The following is a 22,376-nucleotide window of genomic DNA, read 5'->3' as shown; positions in this document are numbered from 1 at the left end:
CACTCCCACTCAGATCGATTGGAGCACAACCACTATGCGCCGAGTCAGCCGAGACGACGACTTCGACGACGAGGACAACGAGCGCCGCCGCAAGCAGCAGCGAGGAGGCGGTGAGTCGAAGGAACTGCACGAGGTTCTGCGCGGAGTCCCCGATGACCAGGTCGCTGAGATCCTCGGCGACGAGTTCATCAACTTCCTCGCCAAGGCCACCCACGCCGCTGACCAACCCCACCCCGAGCATGATCACGACACCGACGACAGCGACGGATCGGCGAAACCCGTTCTGCACCTGGTGAAGACCCCCGAGGAATCCATCGGCACCGCGACTACCGGTCAGGGTTTGCGGCCGCAGTTGCTGCGCGCCGGGATCGGAGGGTCGCTGGGCGTACTGGCGGTCCTGCTGGTCGCCGGGTGGGGCCAGCCCGCCGCCGTCGTGATCCCGCTGACCGTCTACGGGCTCGGGTGGGTGGCCTACCTGTGGTGGAACGCCGCACTGCGCCCGCCGATCCCGCAGACCGCCGCCACCGTGCTCACCGTTTTCGGTCGGATTCTGGCCGCCGTCATGCGCGGTATCTGCCACCCCTTCGCCGCCTGCATCGCACGGCTCGAGCGGGGGCGCGCCCGCCACGAGACCACCCGCACCGCTACCGCCTGAACACCCTCTCACCACAAAGGAAAGGAACCCGATACCCATGAACCGCAACCACTTCCGCACCGCCGTGATCGGTGTGACCGCGGGCGTGACCGCCGGCCTCATCACCGTCGCCGGCATCATCGCCTACGACGACTACGGCCCCCTGAGCAAGGCCCGCGAGGCGCTGAACCGGCGACGGCTGTTGTCGGCCGACCGCGCCGAGCTCGACCGGCTGCGCGCGGCCCGCACCACCCACTACGCCGGGTTGCGCACCGCTCGCGACGAGCGCACCACGCTGACGCGGATGTTGTTCCGGCCGGGACTGTTGCTGCCGCACAACATGGTCGCGCTGTTGGAGGACCTGTCTGTGCCGGCGCTGCTCACCGAGATCGAACGCGCCGTGTTCCAGTGCGGCCGCCTGGAGGGTGCCTCGAACTGGCCCGGGCACCGCGACGCCCTGATCAACGAGTTCAACCGGCGCCGCAACTGGGCGATCGAGTACACCCTGCCCGAGCTGGACCGGCTGCGCCTGGAAGCCGCCGCCGATCGCGTGCAGGGCATGGCCGCCGACGCAGTCCTACGCCGGCCGGTCTTCGCGTCCCGCCCGGCCGGTACCGAGTCGGTCTTCGAAGGCCCCGACGAGGTCGGCCACGCCGCCATGGGCGAGGAGTGAAACCCGATGTCTGACAACCGGAATGATCCCATCCGCACCGCGCCCGTCGAGTTGCACGAGCGTCTGTACGGCCTCGACGAGCGCCTGGCCCAGGTGCAGCGCGAGCTGACCGACATCCATCACGAGTACGCCCACCTGCACCACCACCCCGACGCCCTGGACGTGGACGACCTCGGTGAGCCGCTCGATCCGTTGGTCGCGACCGAGGTCACCATGCACGGCCTCGAGCGTGCCAACGCCGCGCTCGCACGGGCCGAGAACTTTCTCTCCACCGTCCGCGGTCAATACGCGGGCCGACTCAAGCTCACCGACGCCGCGGCCGAGGAGCTCAATCAGCACCGCACTCGACGCACCCGTATCGAACGCACCCGATAGCCCAATCCCCTTAGTTCTGAAAGGAATACCGCTCATGTCCGAGATGGACGACATCACCCACGAGGCCACCCACTCCGCCTCCAAGATCACCCAGGCGCTCACGCAGTTGGCGCACGCCACCGGCTTCCTGGAGCGCCGACGGATCAAGAAGGACATCAAGCTCATGTACCGCGAGCAGATGCGCCAGGCCGAGCAGGCCCGCGCCCTGGAGGTGCAGGGCACCACCGCGGCACTCGAGACCTACCGCCAGCATTCGGCCCGGGTGTCCGACAACTCCCGCAACCCGAACGTCGACCACCGCCGCCGCGCCAGCGACCACCAGCGGCTGGCCAACCACGAGGAGCAGCTGAAAAAGAAGGTGCTGCAGTCGGATCTGCTGACCCCGATCGAGCAGGGCATCGCCCTGGACGGGATCACCGCGGCCAAGACCTTCCCCGAGTTCAAGCTGGGCAGGCTCTTCGCCAAGGCCCGCAAGGTCAAAGGCATCGACGCCCTGCGCTACCGCGCCCAAGTCGCCCGCGCCCACACCGAAACCGGGATCGCCCGCCCGCCCGCCTACCGGACCCCACCATCCGTCACACCGCCGCAGCCCAGTTCCGAGCAGCGGCTCACGCAGCTCGAGCAGCAACTGGCCGCGCTGAGCAGCGACCGCGACAAGCAGGCCCAGCAGGTACAGACACTGCAGCGCGGCCTGGACGCGGTCACCACCGACCGTGACCAGCACAAGAGCCGCCTGGCCGCGACCGAGGCCCAGGTCGAGACGTTGAAGAACACCAACCTCGGCCAGGCCGCCGAGCTCAAACGCCTCCGCGAGCAAGTGATCACCGCCGGCGTCGAGCGCGACAAGTACAAGACCGAACGCGATCAGGCCGTCGGCAAGCTCAAGCAGACGACCCCCAGACACGACAGCTACGGCCGCCCCGAACACAGCGCCACCCCGAACACCGGTGTTCCGCCCGACCCGCAGCGCACCCAGCCGCAGCGGCCCAACGGGATCGAACGGAGCCGGTAGCCATGCATCGCGAACACGAGGAACTCATGCGCCGCGAGTTCTTCGAACAAGCCCAACTCGGACGCACCCAAGCCCAAACCCGCAGCGACTACCAGTACGAACGCCTCGCCGTCGCCCGCGCCGAATACGACGACCGCTGGCTGGCCGGCCCGCACGCCGACCAGTGGGCGTTCCTGTCGGCGTCCTATGACGACTGGCAGCGCGCCCCGAAGACCATGGCGAAGTTCATGGACAACCTCGACCGCATCCGCGCGCACCCCGGCTTCGACTTCACCGTCACCGATGTCCAGCGCCGCAGCCTCGAGCAGGCCCGCGACCTGGTCACCATCGACCACACTCGCCCGCCCGCCGAGCACGAGCACGGCATCGAGTGGGGGCGATGAGCATGCACCGCGAACACGAAGACATGATGCGGTCCGAGTTCCACGACCGCACCGGCCTGGCATGGGAAGCCGACCGGCCCGGCATCAGTGACGACGAGCAGCGCCACCTCAACACCCAGGTCGCCGACTACGACCAGCGCTGGGCGGCCGGCCCCCACGCCGAGCAGTGGCAGTTCCTCTCCGGCGCTCTGCGTGACTGGCAGGACCGTCCCGACGAGATGGACTCCTACCTCGACGTCCTCAACTACCAGCGCCACGCCTTCGGACAGCCCGAAGGCGTGGACGAAACCCAGTGGCAGAGCCTGGTTCAGGCCCACAACATCGCCCACGAGGACCGCATCCGCCAGCGCTACCAGCACCCCGAGCGCGACCTCGGTCTCGAACGGTGGCGATGAGCATGGAATTCGAACACGAGGAAGCCATGCGGACTGACTTCGCCGAGCGGATCCGGCTGACCTACGAGCGTAATCACGCCGAGTTCGAACTGGGCGCGACACCGGACGAACTCGCCGGGATCGATGCGGCCCGCCGCCGTATCGAGCAGGCGTGGGAAGCCGGACCCCACAGCCGCGACTGGCGCTACCTCGGCATCGCGTTCCGCACCTGGGCATGTGCGCCCGAGGATGCCCGCCAGCATCTGGAGTGGGCGCGCTATTACCGCGACGAGGTCGGTCAGGACCAGCTCGACCCGGTGCAGTGGCGCAGCCTGGAGCAGGCACAGGAGTTGTCGGGCAACACCTTCGAGGTCGACTACGAACGCAACGGCCCCGACACCTACCGACACGCACCCGGCACACCGATCCTCGAGTTCGGCAACACCCGCCGCCAGATCGAGCGGGGGCGGTGAATGCGATGAACACCACTCTCGGACAGTCTCATTCGCAGACGACGGCGTGTTCACACTGCGCGCGGGCGCGGACTCCGTTGCGGCGCGGCCTGTGCGGCGCCTGCTACATGCGTGTCCGTCACCGTCGCACCGCGTACGGCACCTGGAACCCCGACCGTGCCCCCGCGGACCCGGTCCGCGCTCATGTCGCCGACCTCGAGGAAGCCGGCCTCAGCCGCCGACGGCTGGCCGAACTCGCCGGCGTGCACCGCTCGGTGCTGGCCACGCTGTTGCACGGCAAGGCGGGACGGCCGCTGCCGCAGTGGATCTCGCATGCCACCGCGGCGAAGATCCTCGCCGTCGCGGTCCCGGACTCGGCCGTCGCCGTGGCGGCGCCGAACGACACCGTGGCGGGAGTCGGGGCGCAACGGCGCCTGCAGGCGTTGGTGGCGATCGGGTACCCGCAAACCCATCTCGCCCGCGAACTCGAGATGCTGCCCACCAATCTCGGGCCGCTGCTGCACGGCGGACAGGAAGCCGTCACCATCCGTCGGCACCGCCAGATCGCCGCCTTGTTCGATCGGCTCGAAATGGTGCCCGGCCCCTCGGACGCCGCCCGCGAGTACGCCCGCACCAAACGATGGGCGGTGCCGATGCAGTGGGATCGCGAGACAATCGACGACCCCGCTACCCGACGCCACCGAGTACGCCGCTACCCGGCCCCGTCACCTCGAGCGACCAAACAAGCGCGGTGAGCCCGTCATGGAATCCTCACCCACGCAGGGCCGTTCCTGGCAGACCATCACCGGCGCGCTCACCGCACAGATGGGATCCGGGCGGGCCGGACCGAAGTGGACCAACTTCTTGTGCCCGGTCCACGAAGCCGATGGCCAGCATCACAACCCGTCGCTCGGAGTCCGCTACGACCCGGCCCAGGGCAAGACCATCGTGCGCTGCTGGGCCGGCTGCGACGACCAGGACGTCCTGGCCAAGCTGAACCTGCAGGTTCGCGACATGTGGGACCAACTGCCCGACCGCGGCCGCGGAAACCACCGCGACCACGCCCGCGGCCATCGGCCCCTGCCGAACACCCCGCCGCCGCAGCCGCGGATGTCATTGGCGGACAGGGCCATCGACTACGCGGGGTTCCCGGTCCCGCACAAGCCGAACCGGGGTAAGCAGGTCGGGCCGGCGGAGAACGTGGCCTCTTACCTCTACCGGTGGCCCGACAGCCGCATCGAGGGCGCGATCATCCGCCAGCGCGTGCCCTACGAGGACGGCTACGGCAAGGCCTTCACCCAGCGGCACTGGACCGGAACCGAATGGGACAGCACCGGATTCGCGCCCATCCCGTTCCGGCTTCCGGAACTCACGGAGGCGGTGGCCGGCGGGCGCGAGATCTATGTCTGTGAGGGCGAGCAGGACGTCCTGCGCGCCTTCGACGCCGGGCAGATCGCCACCTGCAACGCCATGGGCGCCGGTTCGTGGACCCGCGAACACGCCAAGTGGCTCGACGGGGCGGGGCGGGTGATCGTGGTCGCCGACCGCGACCGCCCCGGCTACCGCCACGCCGCCAAGGTTGCCGAGTCCCTGCACGGCCACGTCGGCGAGATCCGGGTCCTGCAGGCCGCCGCAGGCAAGGACATCACCGACCACCTCGACGCCGGCCTCGGGCTCGATCAGCTTGAGATGGTCCCGTACCTCGACCGGCACTACCGCCAACCCGTTCAACCGCCACGGCAGATAACCCGCAGCCGCTGAACACCTTTCACCCATCAACCACAAAGGAAGGAACCAACCGTCATGGATACCAACGATTTCGGGCAGCGACTCAAGAACGCTGCTGCCAAACCGCCCAGCGCGTTCGGCAAGAACACCCCACCCAACACCACCGTCTACGGGCGCATCACCGCCCTGGGCGAACAGCCTCGCCTCAAGTTCGGCGGTGCACCCGGGGAGGTCGACACAGACCAGAAGGGCAACCCGATACTGCAGGCCTACATCACCCTCGACACCCCCGCCGGCCCGCGGAACCTGTACCCGACCTGGCGGATGGAGCAGGCTATCGGCACCGCGCTGGAAAAGGCCGACTCGCACTTCAACATCGGCGACACCCTCTCCATCACGTTTGTCGGTGCCGACCCGAACGAGCCGCGCGCCAAGCTCTACACCGCGGTCTACACCCCCGCCCGCCCGGCAATCGGGCCGATGGGAGCGGCATAACCATGACCGTGCTCACCGCCCTGATCAAGCGCCTCGAACCCTGCCAGATGGGCACCTACGTCCTGTGGTCCCGCGCCAGAGGCCGACCCTGGCCGCGGATTGCCGGAGACCTCTGCGTCACCACCCCCACGGTCCTGCTGTGGGCCGGCTGCGCGCAGCTGCGCCAGCGCCTGCACCTCCCGTCCACCCACACCATCGAGGAGCTGAACTGATGCCTTACCTCAACATCGGCCTACTGCCCGACGCCTCGTCCACCATCGAAACGCAGTACCACCCCGCCATGGTCGACCACGACGGCGAACAACTCGTCGAGCCCGCGATCGAAATCGTCTGGAGCGCCGGCGGGTTCGTGCGCATCTCGATCAGCGTCCACGAAGCCGCCGCCCTCATCGAGGGACTCGCGGCCGCTCTCGCGATCCACCGCGAAGCCATCGAGAACCCGACGGAGTGACCCGATGACCGGCAACGGCGCCGGTGCGGACGCGGTGCGCAGCAACGACGCTACGCACCGCAACGCACCGGACAGTGCGTACTACCCTCCCCGCCCCGACGCCGAGCGTTCCGCGGTCCAATTCTTCTGGGGCGAACTGATCCTCATGGCCCTCATGTCCATCGGCGGCAACACCGTCCACGCCGTCCTCAACGCACCGCACGGGCTGGCCGTCGTCGCCGGATTCGTGGCCATGTTCCCACCCGTCGCGCTGCTGGCCGCCACCCACGGCGTGGGGCTCCTCGTCCGCGCCCGGACGAGCGCGACCCTGGCCTACTGGTTCGTTGTGGTCCTCACCAGCGCGATCGCCCTGATCGCGTTCCGCCTGTCGTTCGACGCGTTGCGCGCCTTGGCCATCCAGGTCGGCATGGCTCCCCACCTTGCGTCGCTGGTGCCACTGATCATCGATGGCGCGATCACGCAGGCCACTATCGCTCTGCTCGTGCTGGCCCGCAGCCCACGCACCGACGACGCACCGGGCAGCGAGGTGGTGCGCACCGAATACGACCCGGTGCGCACTGCCGACACTGTGCGCACCACGTCGGTGCGCGAGATCCACACCGAGACTCGATCCACCGCAACCGAACTCCGGCCCGGATTTGCGATGAGTGAGGTGGGATCGGGTCAGCCGGTGGCGCTCGAGGCCGCTGGTGCGCAGGATCGGTGGGCCACAATTGCGGCATCGGTCTGTCATGCCGACCCTGCGGGCCGCCGCGACCCCGACAAGGTCGCGACCATCCTGCGGCTGAAATTCGAAGACAACTGGTCACACTCGCGGATCGCCGAACACGTCGAGCTCAGTTCATCGGCAGTCACCCGAACCCTCACCGCGGCCCGCGACCACATCGACGGAACGGAAGGAGGAACCCTGCAATGGACCGAATGAGCCCGGAACAGATCCTTGAAACTGGCTGGTACACAACCGAGGAGGTCGCCGCCGTCCTGAAGGTCGATGCTTCGAGTCTTCGCCGCTGGCGCACGGCGCAGCCGCCGGAAGGTCCGCCATTCGTTCGGATCTCGGGCCGAGTCACCCGGTACCTCGGCGCTGACGTGATCGCCTATCTGTTGCGCCGGCGGATCGATCCGGCGGTCGCGTGATGGGCGACTCGGTCAACATGGTGCCGCTGGGGGTGGAGATACGCGGCAGTATCGAAGAGAGGAAGCGCGCCAAGCCTTTTCTGGCGCGAGTCCGGTGGACCGATCCGGTCACGGGGAAGCGGGACAGCAAGTCGCAGGCCTTCGAGGAGCGCAGCGAAGCGGAAGCGTGGATCGAGCGGATCCAGAATGCCGCGGCGCGCGGCGTCGACCCGAAGATGGCGACCGCGACGCTGAAGGACTACGGGGATGCGGTCTGGGATCTCGCGATGCGGGGAGTCGAGCCCAAAACCCTGGACCCGTACCGGGCGGGATGGCGTAGGCGGATCGTGCCCACCCTCGGGCATCTGCCGATCACGATGATCACCGCAGGCGTTGCTGATCGTGCGGTCGGCATGTGGATCTCGGAGGGGCACGGCAGGTCCACGATCAAGAACACGCTGGCTGCGCTCGGACGGGTCATGGATCAGGCTGTGCGCGACGAGGTGATCGACCGCAATCGAGTGGAAGTGCCCGGGTGGCAGCGACTTTATGCCCGACACGAGGACGAGCTGAACAACCCGCGCGCGCTGGCGCTGCCGGATTGGCAGACCCTCACCGAGCTGGCCGCCGCTCTGGTCGCGAGATCCTGGGAGCAGTACGAGGTCTGGGGCGATGTCGTCATCTTCGAGGCCTGCACCGCGGCCCGCATCGGTGAGGTGGCCGGCTGTCTTGTGGGAGACATCGATATCGAGACCTGGTTGTGGACGTTGAAGCGGCAGACGACTCCAGGGCCGGGTGGCTTGCTGGACAAAGGGACGAAAGGCAAACGGGCCCGCAAAGTTCCGATCATCGAGGAACTTCAGCCGATCGTGCTGAGAGCAATCGCACGAGCGTGCGCCCGGGTAGACGCGGATCCCGCGATGAGGAATGCGGATGCGGCCACCCGAGCCGAGGCGTACCGAAAAGCCCGACTGTTCTTGGGACCCCGCGGCGGACGTATACAGATCACCGTCCTGCGGCGCGCGACCCATTGGGACGAAGTGGTCGCCGATCTCGGTTACGAGCATCTCCGGCGACACACCCTTCGGCACACCGGGCTCACCTGGTTCGCCGACGCCGGCGTGCTGCTGCACCTGCTGCAGGAGATCGCCGGACATTCCGATCCCCGGGTCACCAAGCTCTATCTACATCCGAACACCACGGCGCTCCAGAAGGCCGGCGATCTGCTTTCCCTACACCTCGAAGCGCCGAAACGGCCACCGATTGGCCACCATCTCCGATTGATCAAATAACAGAAATCCCCTTCCGACCGAGGTCGGAAGGGGATTTTCTTGGTCGGGCTGACAGGATTTGAACCTGCGACCACTTGACCCCCAGTCAAGTGCGCTACCAAGCTGCGCCACAGCCCGTTGCATTCGCTCTCGCTCGTGCTCGACGAGATTACCCCAGTACCCCCCTCAACATCCAAATCGGCTGGTTATCGGCGTGTGGCGGGGGTTGGGGACGTCTTGGGGAGGGGGCTCAGGGTTGTTCTGGCGCAGGGGAATCCGGGGTGCGGATGAAGGGGGCGGCTATGTCGGGGCTTAGGGGGGACGAGGGGGTGGGTTGGCGGTTAGTGGTGGCGGCGGTGGCTTCGGGTTCGTTGTTGGTTGTCAGGCGGAAGACGGTGCGTTCGAGGATGGGGAGGATTTGGGAGACCTTGAGGGTGCCGTCGGCGCATTGGGCTAGGAGGGAGTAGGTCATGTTGGAGAGGATTACGGCTATGTCGGAGAGGTAGGTGGGGGTGGCGCCGGAGAGGACGGCGGCGGCTATGGGGAAGACGGCGTCCAGGCCGTGGTTGTCGAGGCGGGTGGAGGAGCTGGTGCGGGCTCGGTGGTAGGCCTCGAGCATGATGGGGTGGCGTTCCCAGGGGGAGAAGACGTGGCGGATTACGCGGATGAGGCCGTCGTGGAGGGATTCGTCGGGGGTGGGGGGTTCCATCGGGAGGTAGGTGTTTTCCTCCATCCAGAGTTCGATGGCGGAGATGAGTAGGTCGTCTCGGGTGGGGAAGAGTTTGTAGATGGTGCTGAGGGAGACGCGGGCGCGGCGGGCTACTTCGCGCAGTTGGACGGCGTCGTAGCCGTCGGATTCCAGCAGGGCGCGTACCTCGTGGAGGATTCGCGATCTTGATGCCTCTTCCGTTTCCCGTGCCATACCGCTACGGTAACGCCGTTACTTGAGTAACCGGGTTACTCGAGCCGTGGGACGGAAGTCCGTAGAGAAAGACCGCGATGCCTCGTCAGCAGCACCTGTCCGCCTCACCATTGCTTCGAACCGCCGTGGCAGGGGCCGCCGCGTGCCTCGCCGTAGCGGCCACCGCGCTCGCGGCGGCTCCGGTTCGGGCCGAGCCGGTGAACGATTTCTATTACCCGCCAGCGCAATTCGATGCGACACCGGGCGCGGTGATCAAGACCGAGCCGATGTCGGTGTACGCCGCGGCCCCCGGGGCGGACGGCAACTGGCCGCTGCCGGCCCAGCGGGTCATGTACACCTCGCGCACCCAGGACGACGCACCCGTGGCCGTGACCGGGACGTTCATCGATTCGACCCAGCCGTGGCAGGGGAGTGGGCCGCGTCCGACGGTGCTGATCGCGCCGGGCACGGTCGGGCAGGGCGATCAGTGTGCGCTGTCGCTGGCATTCCCGACGGGGATTTATGCGAGCCTCACCCCGCCCACCGTGTCGGTCAATCAGGAGGCGCAGTCCGCGTTCGCGTGGAACGCGCTGGGCGCGCGAGTGTTCGTGACCGACTACATCGGGATGGGGACGCCGGGAATTCACACCTACGCCAATCGGATCGAGGAGGCGCATGCCGTGCTCGACGCGGCACGTGCGGCGAATCGGCTGGCGGGCAGCGGGACCGGGACGCCGCTGGCGTTCTGGGGTTACTCGCAGGGCGGTGGCGCGAGTGCCGCCGCTGCGGAGATGCAGCCGGGATATGCGCCGGAGTTGAATCTGAAGGGGACCTGGGCGGGTGCGCCGACCGCGGATCTCTCGGCCATCCTGGATCGGATCGAGGGAAGTCTCATCGGTGGCGCGGTCGGGTTCGCGCTGAACGGATTCCTGGACCGGTATCCGGACCTGCGACCGGAATTCGACGCGCGCGTGACACCGGCCGGGCAGGACCTGCTGCGTGAACTGTCGAACGAATGCATCGGCGATGTGATCGCCTTGCATCCGTTCCTGCGCACCAACGCTTTCACCGTCGACGGCCGGCCGCTCGTCGACCACATGCGTGAAATCCCCGCGATCCAAACAATTCTGCGGCAGCAGCGCATCGGATCGCTCACCCCGGCCAGCCCGGTATTTATCACCAGCGGCCGCAATGACGACACCGTTCCCTATGGTCAGGCCCGGCAACTGGCCGCCGATTGGTGCGCGTCCGGGGCCACGGTCACCTTCCGGACCAATGAACTGCCGCCCATTCTTCCGGGCGCCACGATCCCCAATCATTTCGGTCCGGAAATCATCGACGGATTCGGCACCAACAATGCGATCGGCTACCTCGTGGATCGGCTGAACGACAAGCCGCTCTCCGGCTGCGCCATCGACTGAATCCTCAATAATCCGTTCCCTTTTCAAGGTGTGATATGTCAGATATCTCGCGTCGTTCCCTGCTGTCCGGAGCCGCCGCGCTGCTGGCGGCCGCGCCGCTCGCCAGGGCTGGTTCGGCGATTGCCGCCCGCGTCAACAGGGTTGAGCTCACCCGCGAAGACCATCGGGTGATCGTCATCGGCTCCGGGTTCGGTGGCGGCGTCACCGCGCTGCGCCTGGCCGAGGCCGGAGTTCCGGTGCTGCTGCTCGAACGTGGCATGCGCTGGCCCACCGGCCCGAACGCCCAGACCTTCCCGCGAGCCACGGCACCGGACAAGCGCATACTCTGGCACCGGTCGAGCCCGGAATTGTTCGGCAGGCCCGTGGCTTTCGAGCCGTACGCCGGACTGGTCGAGGCCGTGCCCGGTGAGAACATGACCGCCCTGTGCGCGGCCGGTCTCGGCGGCGGATCGCTTGTCTACCAGGGCATGTCATTGCAACCAACCGAGGCGGCCTTCCGCACCCACTTCCCGGACGGCTTCGACTGGCAGGCCCTCGACAGCGTCTACTACCAGCGAGTCGCGCGCATGCTGGGCCTGGCCGTCGCCCCCGATGAGCTGGTCGATACGACGAACTACACGGCCGCAAGAGTTTTCGCCGAACGCGCGCACGCCGCCGGTCTGCCGGTGTCGAAGATCCCCATGCCCATCGACTGGAACTACGCCCTCGCCGAACTGCGCGGCGATATGACGCCCTCCTACACCAACGGCGACGGCTCCCTGGGCGTGAACAACGGCGGCAAGCACACCGTCGACGTCACCTACATCGCCGCCGCCGAGGCCACCGGCCGCGTCACCGTCGAAACCCTGCACGAGGTCACCGATCTCGCGCGGGCCGCCGACGGCCGCTGGGTCGTGCACGTGAACCGCACCGACACGGCCGGCACCGTCCTGGAGAACAAGATCCTGACCGCCGACGCGGTGGTGCTGGCCGCGGGCAGCCTCAACACCACCCGGCTGTTGGTGCGCGCGGCGGCCACGGGTCAGATCCCTGATCTCCCAGAGGATCTCGGGCGCGGCTGGGGCACCAACGCCGACCGCATCTACGTCTGGACCGACCCCGCACAGGAATTCGGTCTCGCACAAGGCGGTCCCGTCGTCTACGGCAGCCTGAACTGGGACGACCCCGCCACCGCCCATACTGTCATCCAGGCATCCATTCCGCCGCTGTCGGTGGATGCGCACAGCACCATGCTCGTCGGCTACGGCGTCAGCACCGGTCGCGGCGAATTCCGCTACGACCCGTCCATCGACGCCGCGAACCTGTATTGGCCCGCGGACGGGGATTCCGCCATCCAGGACAACCACATCGGCCCGACAGTCCGCCGCATCGCAGGAGAGGCGAGCGCCCTGCTCGACACCAACACCGTGTTCCCCTCGACCTGGCATCCCCTCGGCGGCGCGAGTATGGGCACCGTCTGCGACCTCGAAGGCCGCGTCCACGGCCAATCCGGGCTCTACGTCCTCGACGGCGCGCTCATGCCCGGCACCACCGCGGCCTGCAACCCGTCCATGACGATCGCCGCCATCGCCGAACGTGCCCTCGACCGCCTGGTCGCGACCGATGTGGGGCACACGATCTGAGCCCGAATCTCGCCGCCGCACAGCGCGCCCACAGCTCTCACAGCTGACACATAGGTTCGGCCCAGCTACGCCCCAGTCGGTTCACCGACGCTGTACAGATGTCTGTGGTGACCTCGGGAAACGCCCCGATCGAGCGAGCCGTCCTGCGGCGTGCCGACGGGAGTCCCCTCACGGTGCTGGTGGTGGATGACGAACCGGCGCTGGCGGAGTTGCTGGGTTTGGCGTTGCGGTACGAGGGTTGGACGGTTGAGACCGCGCTGGACGGGCGCACGGCCGTGGTCAAGGCGCGGGAGTCGCGGCCCGATGTGGTTGTCCTCGACCTGATGCTGCCCGATATGACCGGCCTGCAAGTGCTGGAACGGTTGCGGCAATTGCGGCCGGAACTGCCCGTGCTGATGCTGACCGCCAAGGATTCGGTGGAGGACCGCATTGCCGGGTTGACCGCGGGCGGCGACGACTACGTCACCAAGCCGTTCAGCATCGAGGAGGTGGTGCTGCGGTTGCGGGCGTTGTTGCGCCGCGCGGGCGTCGCCACCGAGAACAGTTGCTCGCGGCTGGTGGTGGGTGACCTCGAGCTTGACGAGGACAGTCACGAGGTCAGCCGTGGCGGTGTCGAGATCGCGCTCACTTCAACGGAATTCGAGCTCCTACGCCTCTTCATGCGCAATCCGCGCCGCGTGCTGAGCAAGGCACAGATCCTGGACCGGGTCTGGAGCTACGACTTCGGTGGGCGCTCCAACATCGTCGAACTGTATGTCTCCTATCTGCGTAAGAAGATCGACAGCGGTCGCGCACCGATGATCCACACACTGCGAGGGGCCGGCTATGTCCTCAAACCCGCCAGTTGAGACGACCCGATTCGAGACGAAGCAAACCGGTGAAACACCGGGGCTCGCCGCGCCGGATCGGTCCGAGTCGACGATCCCGGCCCCGCGGCCGAGACCGCGACGCCGGTGGTCGCTGCGGGTCCGGCTGCTGGTCGGGCAGGCGGTGCTGCTGGTGGTCGCGGTCGCGGGCATCGGCATCGCGACCGAGATTGCGCTGCAACAGTTTCTGGTGCATCAGGTGGATGTGAGCCTGAACGAGACGGCCAGGCGGGCCCTCGGCGATTCCGGTGGCGGCCCGGTGCTGGGTCCGCGCCCGCCGGATCAGCACGGACCGCCGCCCCCGGTGAGCGCCGAGGACTACGGACCCGGCCCCGATTTCCTGAATCGTCGCAGTATTCAACCGAATACGATCGGCGCGCTGGTCGAGTCCGGCGGGTCGATCAGCGCGGCCCGGGTCCACTCCGACGGCTCGCAGACACTGCTGTCGGACACGGCGCGTAAGGAACTCGCGACTCTGCCCACGGGAAAGCCGGTGACCCTGACCATTTCGGGTGAGGGCCACTATCGCGTGATCGCACTGCAGACCTGGTCGCATCAGACCGTGATCACCGCCCTGCCGCTGGCCCCGGTCGACGACATCCTGATGCGGGTGCTGCTGGTGCTGGTCATCGTCACCGCCGGGGTGCTCGCGGTCGCGATCTCCGCGGGCATCTGGGTGGTCCGCCGCGCCCTCGCACCCCTGGACCGGGTGGCTGGCACGGCCGCGCGGGTCGCGGATCTGCGGCTGGATCGCGGGGAAGTGACACTGCCCGTGCGGGTTCCGGCCGCCGACGCCGACCCGCGCACGGAAGTCGGCCAGCTCGGCGCGGCCGTCAACCGCATGCTCGATCACATCGCCAGTGCGCTCGAGGCCCGCCATGCCAGCGAGACCCGCATCCGCCGCTTCCTGGCCGACGCCAGTCATGAGCTGCGCACCCCACTGTCTTCCATTCGCGGCTACGCGGAACTGGCGCAGCGGGAACGGGATTCGGTGCCAGAGGTGGTCGCGCACGCCATGAGCCGGGTCGATTCGGAATCGCGGCGGATGACCACCCTGGTCGAGGACATGCTGCTGCTGGCCCGCTTGGATGCCGGGCGCGGGCTGGAACAGAAGTCCGTGGACCTGACCCAGCTGACCGTGGACGCGGTCGCCGACGCCCACATCGCCGGCCCGGATCTGAAGTGGCAGTTGGAATTACCGCCCGAACCGATCGAAGTCACCGGCGACTCGGCCCGCCTGCACCAGGTGCTGGCCAATCTGCTGACCAATGCGCGCATCCACACCGGCCCGGGCACCATCGTCACCACCGCCCTGACCGACGACGGCCAGGGCGGGGCGCGATGGCGGGTCACCGACAACGGCCCGGGCATTCCCGCCGAGTTGCAGCCCGAAGTGTTCGAACGCTTCGCGCGCGGTGACTCGTCCCGGTCGCGCCGGGCCGGCAGCACCGGCCTCGGGTTGGCCATCGTGGCAGCGGTAGTGAAGGCGCACGGCGGTGACATCACCCTCGAAAGTGCCCCCGGCCGAACCGAATTCACCGTGCACCTGCCCGCCGCCAAGCCCGACCTGCACTGAACGCCCGGCTCGGACTGAGCGCCCGGCTTGGATCGGGCAGCCAGCCTGAACTGAGCGGCCTGGCCTCGACCGAGACGCCCGGCCTGAATTGAGTGGTTCGGCTTCGGGCGGTCCGGCCTGGATCGGGGCGGCTGGAATTTGGATCAGCCGAAGGAGCCGGTTGACGGCAGCGGCGCGGGCTGCTGGTCGGGCTGCTGCTGGTCCGGGCCGCGATCGTGGTCGCCGGGTCGGTCGCGGTGGTCCTGGTCGCCGCGGTGATCGTCGCCGCCGCGATCGTGGTTCCAATCGGGGTCGGCGATCTGGCTGACCACCGGGACGCCGTTGTCGGGCGTGGCCGCGGTGGCGGGGATGGCGAGCGCGGCGAGCGGCACCACGGTCAGCGCACCGGCCACGGCCAGGCGGACGGTCATGCGGCGCATGCGGGAAGGGGTCTTCGAGGAGGAATTCAAGGCGCGGAACCTTTCTCGGAGGTAAGGCGGCCGATCGGCCTGCCGTGACTCCCATCCAAAGGCCCGCGCATTGGGCGGCGATGGGTCCGAGCTATGTCCCCGCTGAGAATCTCGGCCTCTCGGAGAAACCGGGCCCCCGCCGAGCAACCGAGCCCCGCTGAGCAACCGGGTCCGCTGAGCAGCTAGGTTCCTACTCAGCTCGATCAGTTGGTGCCCATGAGCATGGCGCGGTGGGTGTCGACCTGGGCGCGCAGCGCCTCGACGATAGCGGCGACTTCCGGGCGGCGCAGGGTTTCCGGGCGGCTCACCAGCCAATAGGTCAGGCGCACTGCGATTTCGGGGAGGATGCGCACCAGGTCGGTGTGGCGGTCGGCCATGAAGCAGGGGAGCAGTCCTAGGCCGGCGGCTGCGCGGGTGGCTTCCACGTGGACGAAAACATTGGTGGAGGAGAGGGATTCGCGCATCATGGGTGCGAAGGTGGGGGCCAGGTCCAGGTCGTCGACCTGCAGCATGGAGTCGATGAAGTAGACCAGCGAATGGTCTGCCAGGTCCTCGACGGTGCGCGGGGCGAGGTGGTCGGCGAGGTAGCCGTGGGAGGCGTAGAGGCCGAGGGTGTAGTCGCCCAGTGCGATGGCGCGTGCCCGGCGCAATTGCGGTTTGCCCACCACCACTTCGATATCGAAGCCGGAGCGCTGCAGCGACGCCAGCCGGGTCGCGGTGACGATCTCTACGGTGAGCTTGGGGTGACGGCGCTGCACGTCGGCGATGGCGGGCGCCGCCAGATACGCGCTGAACCCGTCGGTGGCCGACATGCGCACCACGCCTTCGAGTGTCGGGGTATCGGAGGTCAGCGAGCGGACTGCGGACTCGATGGCCTCGGCCGCGGTCAGCGCCTCGCGACCCAGGTCGGTGAGCTCCCACCCGCCCGCGCCGCGGATCAACACCCGCCCGCCCAGCGCCTGTTCGAGGCTGGCGATGCGGCGGGAGATGGTGGTGTGGTTGATACCCAACTCCTCGGCGGCCGAGACATAGCGCCCGGTCCGCCCGACAGCCAGCAGCACCAGCAGATCGTCAGGGCTGGGCCGACTACTCGCAGCACTGGGCCGATTGGTAGCGGGGTCGGGTCCGCTTGTGGCGGAGGTCACGCTCATTTCTGCATTCTTGCAGAATAGGGGTGCGGAACTGGGCATTGTGGGGAATTGAATGTGCACGAATACTCCTTGGCATCGAAGTTTGTGGGCCGCATCACAGATGAGGGTGGGGCGGCCTGAGCGTGAAGGAGTTACTCGATGAGCGTCCGGGATACCGCGCCGGGAGCGGGCGGCGGGCTGGCTGGATTGCGGCGCGTGGTTGCCGCGTCCATGGCCGGCACGGTGGTCGAATGGTATGAATTCTTTCTTTACGGCACCGCGGCCACGTTGGTGTTCAGCAAGGTGTTCTTCGCCCAGGGTGGCAATGACCTTGACGGCATTCTCGCGGCGTTCATCACCTATGCGGTCGGCTTCGCGGCAAGACCGTTGGGCGGCATCGTCTTCGGGCATTACGGCGACAAGCACGGTCGTAAGAAGCTGCTGCAGTTGAGCCTGGTGCTGGTCGGCGCGGCTACCTTCCTGATGGGCTGCCTGCCCACCTTCGGTCAGGTCGGCTATCTGGCCCCGGTGCTGTTGGTGGTGCTGCGCTTCGTGCAGGGTTTCGCCATCGGCGGCGAGTGGGGCGGCGCGGTGCTGCTGGTGGCGGAACACAGTCCGAGCAAGAGTCGCGCGTTCTGGGCGTCGTGGCCGCAGGCGGCGGTGCCGCTGGGCAATATGCTCGCCACGGTCGTGCTGCTGGCGCTGACCTCGACGCTGTCGGACGCGGCGTTCCTGTCGTGGGGCTGGCGGGTGGCCTTCTGGCTGTCGGCGGTGGTGGTGCTGATCGGCTACTACGTCCGCACCAAGATTACCGATGCGCCGATTTTCCTTGCCGCGCAACAGCTTGCGGAGCAGGAGAAGGCGGCTTCGATCAGCGCGCTGGAGGTGCTCAAGCGGTATCCGCGCGGCGTGTTCACCGCGATGGGGCTGCGCTTCGGCGAGAACATCATGTACTACCTGGTGGTCACGTTCTCGATCACGTATCTCAAGGTGCATGTGGGAGCGAACACCAAGGTGATCCTGTGGTGGCTGCTGGTCGCGCACGCCGTGCACTTCCTGATCATTCCGCAGGTCGGCCGGGTCTCGGATCGATTCGGCCGCAGGCCCGTCTACCTGGTGGGTGCGATCCTGGCGGGCACGTGGGGCTTCTTCGCCTTCCCGATGATGGATACCAAGAACAACGCGATCATCCTGTCCGCCATCGTGATCGGCCTGATCTTCCACGGCATGATGTACTCCGCGCAGCCCGCGATCATGGCCGAGATGTTCCCCACCCGCATGCGGTATTCCGGTGTGTCCCTGGGCTATCAGGTGACCTCGCTGGTGGCCGGCTCGCTGGCTCCGATCATCGCGGTGCGGCTGCTGCAGGACTACAAGTCCTCGGTGCCGATCGCCTGGTATCTGGCGGGTGCGGCCGCGGTGACCGCGGTGGCGGTGTTGTTCCTCCGCGAGACCAAGGGTGTGGAGTTGGAGGCGATCGATCGGGCGGACGCGGAAACTGCTGCTGCACAGGCTGATTCGACGGTGACGGATGCGAAGGTGAAGGTGGCATGACTCAGGGACCCCTGCTCGGCGAACTGTCCGGGCGGACGGCGTTGGTGACCGGCGGCGCGAGCGGGATCGGGGCGGCCTGCGCCCGCGAGCTCGCCGCCCGCGGCGCGGAGGTGACCGTCGCCGATATCGACGGCGAGGGCGCGGAGAAGGTGGCCGCCGAATTCGGTGGCCACACCTGGCAGGTGGATCTGTCCGATGTCGTGGCGCTCGAGGACCTGACCCTCGGCACCGACATCCTGGTCAACAATGCCGGGGTGCAAACCGTCAGCCCGATCACCGAATTCCCGCCCGAACGGTTCCGCACCATGCTGGCACTCATGGTGGAGGCACCGTTCCTGCTCACCCGGGCCGCCCTGCCGCACATGTACACGCAGGGGTTCGGTCGCATCATCAATCTCTCGTCGGTGCACGGACTTCGGGCCTCGGCTTTCAAGGTCGCGTACGTGACGGCCAAGCACGCGCTCGAGGGGCTGTCCAAGGTGACGGCCCTCGAGGGCGGGCCGTACGGGGTGACCAGCAACTGCGTCAACCCCGGCTATGTGCGTACTCCGCTGGTGGACAAGCAGATCGCCGATCAGGCCTTCGCGCACGGGATTCCCGAGCAGGAGGTGGTGGAGCGAATCATGTTGACCGACAACGCGATCAAACGGCTCGTCGAGCCGGACGAGGTCGCCTCGCTGGTGGGCTGGCTGGCCTCCGACGCCGCCCGGATGGTGACCGGGGCCTCGTACACCATGGACGGCGGATGGAGCGCCCGATGATCGATATCGCCGAGGCGGCGAACGCGCCGCAGTGGGTGCCGGGCGAGGCCGATATCGCGGCGGCGCGGATCACCGACTTCGCGCGATTCGTGGAGCGGCGCTACGGGATTCGCGCCGACGACTACACCGCGCTGTGGCAGTGGTCGGTCGACGATATCGCCGGGTTCTGGTGGATGGTGTGGGAGTACTTCGACCTCGGTGCCGCACCGGTCGAAGTGCTTGCCGGATCCGATATGCCGGGCGTGCGATGGTTTCCCGGCACCCGGGTGAACTATGTCGACCAGGTGATCCGGCAGGCCCGCACCGACCGGCCCGCCATTCTCGCGCTGAGCGAGGACACACCGCAACGGGAGCTCTCCTGGGCGGAGTTGCTGTCCCGCACAGCGGGTCTGGCCCGCACGCTGCGGGACCTCGGCGTCGGTCCCGGCGATCGGGTCGCGGGCTACCTGCCCAATATCCCCGAAGCCGTCATCGGCTTCCTGGCCGCCGCGAGCATCGGTGCCGTCTGGAGTGCGTGCGGACAGGACTACACGGCCTCGGCGGCGCTCGATCGCCTCGGTCAGTTGGAGCCCGCCGTGCTGATCACCGCCGACGGTTATCGATACGGCGGCAAGGCGCACGACAAGCTCGGTGAGATCGAGACGCTCCGAGCCGGTTTGCCTTCGCTGCGGGCGACCGTACTGGTTTCGCGGCTGGGCGGCAGCTTGCCGGACGTCCTGGATTGGGACACGGTCACCGCTGACAACGGCGAGCCGCTCACTTCGGATCCGGTCGATTTCGAGCACCCGCTGTGGGTGCTCTATTCGTCCGGCACCACCGGCAAGCCCAAGGGTATCGTGCACGGGCACGGCGGCGTGCTGCTCGAGCATTTGAAAGCGATTGCCCTGCAGGCGGATATCGGTCCCGACGACATCTTCTTCTGGTACACCAGCCCGAGCTGGATGATGTGGAACTTCCAGGTCTCCGGCCTGCTGGCGGGCGCGACCATCGTCTGCTACGACGGCAGTCCCACCCATAAATCTCCGGATGCACTGTGGGACTTGGCCTCCCGTACCGGTACCACGGTCCTGGGTACCAGCCCCGGCTATGTGCTCGCCTGTGAGAAGGCGGGCTCCCGGCCCGCTCTCGAACACGACCTGAGCGCACTGCGTCAGATCGGCATCACCGGTTCGGCGTTCCCGGCGAGTTCGTCGATCTGGTTGCGCGACAACGTCGGTGACATCCCAGTCTCCTCGATCAGCGGCGGCACCGATGTGGTGTCGGCGTTCATGGGTGGGGTCCGCACCGTGCCCGTGCGCCCCGGCGAGCTCTCGGCCCCGTATCTCGGTGTGGCACTGGAGGCGTGGGACGACTCGGGCCGCCCCGTCCGTGACGCGGTGGGTGAGCTGGTGATCACCAAACCCATGCCGTCCATGCCGGTGGCGTTCTGGAACGATCCCGACGGCAGCCGCTACCGCGACGCCTACTTCGACATGTATCCCGGCGTGTGGCGGCACGGCGATTGGATCACCCAAATGCCCCACGGCGGCATCACCATTCACGGCCGCTCCGACTCCACCCTCAACCGCAATGGCATCCGCATGGGCAGCGCCGATATCTACCAGACGGTCGAGGCGCTCCCCGAGATCGCCGAATCCCTGGTCCTGGGCATCGAACAACCCGATGCCGGGTATTGGATGCCGCTGTTCGTCGTCCTCACGCCCGGCCTGACCCTGACCGATGAGCTGAAAGGGAAGGTCATCGCGGCGATCCGCACCGAACTGTCGCCCCGCCACGTCCCCGACGACATCATCGCCGCCCCGGGCATTCCCCACACCCGCACCGGAAAGAAGCTCGAGGTCCCGCTGAAACGTCTGCTCCAGGGCGCGGATCCGGCGCGCGTCATCGATCCGACCGCCGTCGACGATCCCGCCCTGCTGGCCTGGTATCTCGAACGTTTCGGCGGTTAACGACCGGCCGAGGTGGTACGACATGAGGATTGCGATCTATTCCGCATCGCCGTCGGGGTATCGGTTCCTGCCCAAGGAGGATTCCCATGCGTACCACCAAGTCCGATTCGTCGCCGCGTGTCCCGAGCTCGCGGCGGCTCACCGTCGCGCTCTCGGTCCTCGCCACCGGTGTCGCCGTGTTGAGCGGTTGTTCCACGTCGTCCTCACCGGGCCCGACCACTACGCCGCCGACCACCACGGTCGTGACGCCGACCTCCGCCTCGTCCACGGCCGCACCGGCACCGACGGGAACCGGTGGTCCGGAACCGTCGATCGTGATGCCGACTCCGCAGCTCCCCACCCCGCCCGTAGTACCTCCGCCGTTCTCGACCGTGCCCACGTCGCCGAGCACCCCATCCACACCGAACCCGTCCACGCCCCAGACGAATCCGCCGGCCGGTACCACCTTCACCGGTGAGGGCCTCACCGATGCGCAGGCCCAGACGGAACAGCAGGCGGTCGACGGCGGCCACCAGCCGTGGCGGCTGGACACCGTGATGGTCGCGAAGGCGTTCGTACAAGGCCGATTCGGGTGGACCAATGTCCAGACCAGTACCGGCGCACCGATGGTCGTCTTCGTCACCAACCAGGACGGCAGCAAGGTGACGCTGCATCTCATCCAGCCCGCGACCAAGGGCGACAAGGGCATCTGGGAAGTCGACAGCGGCGTCTGGGACTGACCGTTCGGGCTCTCGAACCCTGAACCGCGCGTGCCATGATCGTCGGGTGGAGGAAAAACACTTGGTGTACTGCCGAATCGAACGCGCCGGATCGGTCCTGGTAATCCGGCGCGCCGCCGGTGTGTTCCTGGCCGGACGATGGGAATTGCCCGGCGGTGGCGTCGAATCGGGCGAGCGACCGGAGGCCGCGGCGGTCCGCGAGGTAGGGGAGGAGACCGGTCTGTCGGTGGAGGTGCTCGCCGAGCGGTCAGCGCACTCCTGGATGGACGTCGCCGGCCGCCCCCTGCGCATTCACGCGCGGGTATACGAAGTGACCGAGCACGACCCCCGCCCCGTCACCCTCAACCCCCACGAGCACGACGACCACGCCTGGGTCACTCCCGACCAGGCGAAATCCCTCGACCTCGCCGCCCACTTCCGCGAAGCCGTCATCGGAGCCTGACGAGAATGCGCTGGTGTAGGTA

27 protein-coding genes and 1 tRNA gene are annotated in these 22,376 nt (G+C 67.6%); 24 read left to right on the top strand and 4 right to left on the bottom strand.

The window, feature by feature from the left end; genetic code table 11:
• Positions 1–34 precede the first annotated feature (34 nt).
• The 15 genes from ACFXHA_RS38885 (at position 35) to xerC (ending at position 8,985) form a co-directional block, all read left to right on the top strand.
• Positions 35–655 carry a hypothetical protein gene (locus ACFXHA_RS38885; RefSeq protein ID WP_379365287.1) on the top strand — a complete coding sequence of 207 codons (621 nt, stop codon included), beginning with the start codon at positions 35–37 and terminating at the stop codon, positions 653–655.
• Positions 656–692: 37 nt separating this feature from the next.
• The gene (locus tag ACFXHA_RS38880; RefSeq protein ID WP_379365285.1) at positions 693–1,307 is read left to right on the top strand and encodes a hypothetical protein; all 615 of its coding nucleotides are present in this window, start codon (positions 693–695) and stop codon (positions 1,305–1,307) included.
• A 6-nt stretch (positions 1,308–1,313) separates the two neighbouring features.
• Positions 1,314–1,682, top strand: a complete 369-nt coding sequence (locus tag ACFXHA_RS38875) for a hypothetical protein (protein ID WP_379365283.1) — start codon at positions 1,314–1,316, stop codon at positions 1,680–1,682.
• A gap of 34 nt (positions 1,683–1,716) precedes the next feature.
• On the top strand, positions 1,717–2,694 hold the full coding sequence (locus ACFXHA_RS38870) for a hypothetical protein (RefSeq protein WP_379365282.1): 978 nt from the start codon (positions 1,717–1,719) through the stop codon (positions 2,692–2,694).
• Between the two features lie 2 nt (positions 2,695–2,696).
• The gene (locus tag ACFXHA_RS38865) at positions 2,697–3,077 is read left to right on the top strand and encodes a hypothetical protein (protein WP_379365280.1); all 381 of its coding nucleotides are present in this window, start codon (positions 2,697–2,699) and stop codon (positions 3,075–3,077) included.
• Entirely contained in the window at positions 3,074–3,472 is a 399-nt protein-coding gene (locus tag ACFXHA_RS38860; RefSeq protein ID WP_379365278.1) for a hypothetical protein, read from the top strand. The genes ACFXHA_RS38865 and ACFXHA_RS38860 overlap by 4 nt, the downstream gene beginning before the upstream one ends.
• Positions 3,469–3,924: a hypothetical protein gene (locus ACFXHA_RS38855; protein WP_379365277.1), complete on the top strand. Its 456-nt coding sequence runs from the start codon at positions 3,469–3,471 to the stop codon at positions 3,922–3,924. Before ACFXHA_RS38860 ends, ACFXHA_RS38855 begins: the two co-directional genes overlap by 4 nt.
• A 107-nt stretch (positions 3,925–4,031) precedes the next feature.
• Positions 4,032–4,658 (top strand): hypothetical protein, encoded by a 627-nt coding sequence (locus ACFXHA_RS38850; protein ID WP_379365275.1) that lies wholly within the window; start codon positions 4,032–4,034, stop codon positions 4,656–4,658.
• Between the two features lie 7 nt (positions 4,659–4,665).
• Positions 4,666–5,664, top strand: coding sequence for a toprim domain-containing protein (locus tag ACFXHA_RS38845; protein ID WP_379365273.1), 999 nt, complete (start codon positions 4,666–4,668; stop codon positions 5,662–5,664).
• A gap of 42 nt (positions 5,665–5,706) precedes the next feature.
• Entirely contained in the window at positions 5,707–6,126 is a 420-nt protein-coding gene (locus ACFXHA_RS38840) for a hypothetical protein (protein WP_379365271.1), read from the top strand.
• Positions 6,127–6,128: 2 nt separating this feature from the next.
• Entirely contained in the window at positions 6,129–6,338 is a 210-nt protein-coding gene (locus ACFXHA_RS38835; protein ID WP_379365269.1) for a hypothetical protein, read from the top strand.
• Positions 6,338–6,577 carry a hypothetical protein gene (locus ACFXHA_RS38830; RefSeq protein ID WP_379365267.1) on the top strand — a complete coding sequence of 80 codons (240 nt, stop codon included), beginning with the start codon at positions 6,338–6,340 and terminating at the stop codon, positions 6,575–6,577. The genes ACFXHA_RS38835 and ACFXHA_RS38830 overlap by 1 nt, the downstream gene beginning before the upstream one ends.
• Positions 6,578–6,581: 4 nt before the next feature.
• Positions 6,582–7,502, top strand: coding sequence for a DUF2637 domain-containing protein (locus tag ACFXHA_RS38825; protein ID WP_379365266.1), 921 nt, complete (start codon positions 6,582–6,584; stop codon positions 7,500–7,502).
• A complete protein-coding gene (locus tag ACFXHA_RS38820) occupies positions 7,499–7,714 on the top strand; it encodes a helix-turn-helix transcriptional regulator (protein WP_379365265.1) in 216 nt (71 codons plus the stop codon). The genes ACFXHA_RS38825 and ACFXHA_RS38820 overlap by 4 nt, the downstream gene beginning before the upstream one ends.
• On the top strand, positions 7,714–8,985 hold the full coding sequence (gene xerC / locus ACFXHA_RS38815) for a tyrosine recombinase XerC (RefSeq protein WP_379365264.1): 1,272 nt from the start codon (positions 7,714–7,716) through the stop codon (positions 8,983–8,985). Before ACFXHA_RS38820 ends, xerC begins: the two co-directional genes overlap by 1 nt.
• 40 nt (positions 8,986–9,025) lie before the next feature.
• Here xerC and ACFXHA_RS38810 read toward each other — a convergent pair.
• Both ACFXHA_RS38810 and ACFXHA_RS38805 read right to left on the bottom strand, forming a co-directional pair.
• Positions 9,026–9,102: transfer RNA gene (locus ACFXHA_RS38810), tRNA-Pro, on the bottom strand.
• A gap of 112 nt (positions 9,103–9,214) precedes the next feature.
• Positions 9,215–9,886, bottom strand: coding sequence for a TetR/AcrR family transcriptional regulator (locus tag ACFXHA_RS38805; RefSeq protein ID WP_379365262.1), 672 nt, complete (start codon positions 9,884–9,886; stop codon positions 9,215–9,217).
• A gap of 77 nt (positions 9,887–9,963) precedes the next feature.
• On the opposite strand from ACFXHA_RS38805, the gene ACFXHA_RS38800 reads away from it, so the two are divergent.
• The 4 genes from ACFXHA_RS38800 (at position 9,964) to ACFXHA_RS38785 (ending at position 15,350) form a co-directional block, all read left to right on the top strand.
• Positions 9,964–11,286 (top strand): lipase family protein, encoded by a 1,323-nt coding sequence (locus ACFXHA_RS38800; RefSeq protein ID WP_379365261.1) that lies wholly within the window; start codon positions 9,964–9,966, stop codon positions 11,284–11,286.
• Between the two features lie 35 nt (positions 11,287–11,321).
• Positions 11,322–12,908, top strand: coding sequence for a GMC oxidoreductase (locus ACFXHA_RS38795; RefSeq protein ID WP_379365259.1), 1,587 nt, complete (start codon positions 11,322–11,324; stop codon positions 12,906–12,908).
• Between the two features lie 98 nt (positions 12,909–13,006).
• Positions 13,007–13,756 carry a response regulator transcription factor gene (locus ACFXHA_RS38790; RefSeq protein WP_379365257.1) on the top strand — a complete coding sequence of 250 codons (750 nt, stop codon included), beginning with the start codon at positions 13,007–13,009 and terminating at the stop codon, positions 13,754–13,756.
• Entirely contained in the window at positions 13,734–15,350 is a 1,617-nt protein-coding gene (locus tag ACFXHA_RS38785) for a sensor histidine kinase (RefSeq protein WP_379365255.1), read from the top strand. The genes ACFXHA_RS38790 and ACFXHA_RS38785 overlap by 23 nt, the downstream gene beginning before the upstream one ends.
• Positions 15,351–15,493: 143 nt before the next feature.
• Here ACFXHA_RS38785 and ACFXHA_RS38780 read toward each other — a convergent pair whose 3' ends face one another.
• Together ACFXHA_RS38780 and ACFXHA_RS38775 are read right to left on the bottom strand one after the other, a co-directional pair.
• Complete coding sequence (locus tag ACFXHA_RS38780) at positions 15,494–15,799, bottom strand: hypothetical protein (RefSeq protein WP_379365254.1); 306 nt, start codon at positions 15,797–15,799, stop codon at positions 15,494–15,496.
• Positions 15,800–16,002: 203 nt separating this feature from the next.
• A complete protein-coding gene (locus ACFXHA_RS38775) occupies positions 16,003–16,950 on the bottom strand; it encodes a LysR family transcriptional regulator (protein WP_379365252.1) in 948 nt (315 codons plus the stop codon).
• A gap of 138 nt (positions 16,951–17,088) precedes the next feature.
• Between ACFXHA_RS38775 and ACFXHA_RS38770 the strand changes: the two genes are divergently transcribed.
• From ACFXHA_RS38770 to ACFXHA_RS38750, 5 genes are all read left to right on the top strand, one after another.
• Positions 17,089–18,483 carry an MFS transporter gene (locus ACFXHA_RS38770; protein ID WP_379365250.1) on the top strand — a complete coding sequence of 465 codons (1,395 nt, stop codon included), beginning with the start codon at positions 17,089–17,091 and terminating at the stop codon, positions 18,481–18,483.
• Positions 18,480–19,244: a 3-hydroxybutyrate dehydrogenase gene (locus ACFXHA_RS38765; RefSeq protein WP_379365248.1), complete on the top strand. Its 765-nt coding sequence runs from the start codon at positions 18,480–18,482 to the stop codon at positions 19,242–19,244. The genes ACFXHA_RS38770 and ACFXHA_RS38765 overlap by 4 nt, the downstream gene beginning before the upstream one ends.
• Positions 19,241–21,193: an acetoacetate--CoA ligase gene (locus tag ACFXHA_RS38760; RefSeq protein ID WP_379365246.1), complete on the top strand. Its 1,953-nt coding sequence runs from the start codon at positions 19,241–19,243 to the stop codon at positions 21,191–21,193. The genes ACFXHA_RS38765 and ACFXHA_RS38760 overlap by 4 nt, the downstream gene beginning before the upstream one ends.
• 86 nt (positions 21,194–21,279) lie before the next feature.
• Positions 21,280–21,912, top strand: coding sequence for a hypothetical protein (locus ACFXHA_RS38755; RefSeq protein WP_379365244.1), 633 nt, complete (start codon positions 21,280–21,282; stop codon positions 21,910–21,912).
• 46 nt (positions 21,913–21,958) lie between these two features.
• Positions 21,959–22,354, top strand: a complete 396-nt coding sequence (locus ACFXHA_RS38750) for an NUDIX domain-containing protein (RefSeq protein WP_379365243.1) — start codon at positions 21,959–21,961, stop codon at positions 22,352–22,354.
• Positions 22,355–22,376: the final 22 nt, after the last annotated feature.

Source organism: Nocardia sp. NPDC059240 (genome assembly GCF_042753865.1).
In the GTDB taxonomy this organism is placed as follows: Bacteria; Actinomycetota; Actinomycetes; order Mycobacteriales; family Mycobacteriaceae; genus Nocardia.
This window is presented reverse-complemented; position numbering and strand designations above follow the sequence as displayed.